Raw genomic sequence first — 2,358 nt, 5'->3', positions numbered from 1 at the left:
GCTGTCCAACGCTTGATCTCTTCTTCCATCACTGCACTCATGGTGTCTCCTCGGTCAAAGGTTACACCTGAGCAGGAATTCACTGGGTCATTACAGGAGCGGGAAGCGCGAGCGGCCGCCCAGGACACCGCGCTGATGCGGGCGCTCGGACTGGCGCACCACTGGCAACGCCTGCTGGATGAGCAGCGGGCGGCGTCGGTGGCCGAGATCGCCGAGGCCGAGGGCATGGACGTGACGCAGGTGCGCCGGATCATGCGGCTGACCCTGTTGGCTCCGGAGATCATCGAACGGTTGATGGGTGCGCCCGACATTGTGCTGGAGCAGGTGATGCGCCGCCCGTGGCCGCTAATCTGGTCAGTGCAACGACAGATGCTGTAACTCAGTCGCTCGTGCTTCCATCGTGATGCGATTTTTCAATACCTGGCACGAATATAACGTTTCCGCCATTAGTCAGTTCAAGACGTTTCGCTTTCAATGGCGCATACTCTTGCGAGTTGTACATTGCAATTGCAGCTTCCTCGGAAGGGAAGCGAAGGATTGCCGTAAAGTTTCCGCTAGACGCACCTTCTTTAGCTATTGCCTCACGTGAGGCGGCAAGAAATTCGCCTCCGAATTTCGCGGCAACTGAACTCATTTGTGAGCCATAGTGTTCGAAATACTTCTGAAAGTCCTTCACTTGAAACTGCACGATTACAAACATAGGCTGAGACATTGATACCTCGCACATAGTCCATGGATGTCCTGGCTTCAGTTCATGCCAGATAGAACGCTTGGCCCTTCACAACATAACCATCATTGCCGAAAGTCAGCACCTCAGCTGTCAGCCCTCGATGCCCACGATACAGAATCGTTAGGCAGTCAACACCAACTAGAACATCCACCAGGTCGAAATGCAGGTCAGGCAGACGGGACAATCCTGCTTGCCAGTATGCGCGTACTGCATTTTTTCCCCGTAGCCGCCCCGTAGCCTCGCCAGTGAATTGACTGACCAGCGGCGAAGAAAACTCCAAGTCGTCGGTGAAGTGCGACAGCACCGCATCGAGGTCGTGGCGATTCCAGGCTTCGATCCAGCTTTCGGCAAATGCGCGGGCGTCTTGCGAATCGAGGGGGGTCATAGTGTCTTGTCCTTTCTGTAATGTATGAGCTACGGGCAGTTGATCACCTGTGTCGCAAAGGAAGGGAGTCAGGATTCGCCGATGGCTGCGAGACGTGTCGTTAAAATAGGAACCTTGAACTATGGCCGGTATCTCACACCGCGAAATCCCGATATCAGATAGCTGTCGATCATCCAGTTCATTGAGTTCTGCCTCTACTACAGGTCTGCGCCAGTGCCAAATAATCCTGCTTACGCGATTGGTTAGCCACGACCGTATGAAGCGAACACGCAGCATTTATTCGACGCTCGTATACTTGATATCAATGCCTTTAGTTGTCCGACGTATCGTGGTCTAAGCGTGGGTTGCCATCTCGAATCTCTCCGTCCGAAGGTTAGCCCTTCGCCTTCCACCGGATAGAGAGCCAATCAAAACGGCGTACCGTCTTTGTGAGAGAACACCCAGGCGCCACCTATGAAATTGGCGCGTAGGTCATCGTCCGGATAGTTCACCTCGTCCCCCTCAGTTCGATCCCCAATTTCTAGATAGATGACATCTTCCGATGTCTCGTTGGTCAGTGAGTGCGCGTTGCCGGTGCCCGCCTTGAACCCCACACACATACCGGGCGACAGAGTTTGCCTTCCATCATTGGTGTGCAGAGTAGGATTCCCCTGTAGGATGTAGACGAACTCATCCTGCTTAGAATGAGCATGCCGTAGGGCTGATGCAGCCCCAGGCAGAAGCTTGGTCAAGTTGACACCAAAGTTGCTTAGTCCGAACAAATCGCCGAGAGTCCTCTTTTCTCGGCCCTTCACTCTTTCAGCGAGCACCGGCGGATACACAGAAGGTCTGGCGCGCAAAGGCGCCTCACTTGCGACAACAGGCTTAGAGTTGGTCTTGGTCAATTCGCTACTTCCTTTCATTAAGTCAATCGGGTTGATGGCAGACGACACACAACTTGTTGCCATCTAGATCCCGAAAATATGCGCCGTAGTAGTTCGCATGGTAGTGAGGCCTGAGCCCAGGCGCTCCCTCGTCAATACCGCCGTTCTGCAGTGCAAGGATATAGGCTTGATCCACAATGCCTCTGTTTGGCGAAAGCAACGCAACTACCTGGCCGTTCCCCGCATTAGCTTCCGCTCGATCCCATGGCCGCCCGATTACAAGCAGGGGCATAGGAAATTCAAACGCCCTTTTGAGCCAGTCTGGCGGGTAGGTAGCGGACGCGCAAGCGCCGGTTGGGGCTCAGATCGGTGGTTCGCGC

General features: G+C 54.4%; 4 protein-coding genes and 1 pseudogene. 1 reads left to right on the top strand and 4 read right to left on the bottom strand.

Going from position 1 to position 2,358, the window contains the following annotated elements; translation table 11 throughout:
* Positions 1-378: hypothetical protein (locus EV148_RS18185; RefSeq protein WP_425479893.1), on the top strand; the 378-nt coding region annotated here is incomplete at its 5' end.
* A gap of 1 nt (position 379) precedes the next feature.
* Here EV148_RS18185 and EV148_RS18180 read toward each other — a convergent pair.
* The 4 genes and pseudogenes from EV148_RS18180 to EV148_RS18170 all read right to left on the bottom strand — a co-directional run bounded on the left by EV148_RS18180 (position 380) and on the right by EV148_RS18170 (position 1,999).
* Positions 380-700, bottom strand: a complete 321-nt coding sequence (locus tag EV148_RS18180) for a DUF1330 domain-containing protein (RefSeq protein WP_277871174.1) — start codon at positions 698-700, stop codon at positions 380-382.
* 52 nt (positions 701-752) lie between these two features.
* A complete protein-coding gene (locus EV148_RS19015; RefSeq protein ID WP_241988149.1) occupies positions 753-1,115 on the bottom strand; it encodes a nuclear transport factor 2 family protein in 363 nt (120 codons plus the stop codon).
* 132 nt (positions 1,116-1,247) lie between these two features.
* A pseudogene (locus EV148_RS19175) lies at positions 1,248-1,391 on the bottom strand (YjiS-like domain-containing protein); the annotation flags it as partial.
* Between the two features lie 131 nt (positions 1,392-1,522).
* A complete protein-coding gene (locus EV148_RS18170; protein WP_277871173.1) occupies positions 1,523-1,999 on the bottom strand; it encodes a cupin domain-containing protein in 477 nt (158 codons plus the stop codon).
* Between the last annotated feature and the right edge of the window lie 359 nt (positions 2,000-2,358).

The sequence above is a fragment of the Dokdonella fugitiva genome (assembly GCF_004342425.1).
Taxonomy (GTDB): Bacteria; Pseudomonadota; Gammaproteobacteria; order Xanthomonadales; family Rhodanobacteraceae; genus Dokdonella_A; species Dokdonella_A fugitiva.
Note: the sequence above shows the minus strand (reverse complement) of the source record. Positions and strands in the feature narration are given on the sequence as shown.

Bases quoted from the DNA above. Each gene is read 5' to 3' on its own strand.
- EV148_RS18180 (WP_277871174.1), bottom strand. From the start codon at position 700: ATGTTTGTAATCGTGCAGTTTCAAGTGAAGGACTTTCAGAAGTATTTC.
- EV148_RS19015 (WP_241988149.1), bottom strand. From the start codon at position 1,115: ATGACCCCCCTCGATTCGCAAGACGCCCGCGCATTTGCCGAAAGCTGG.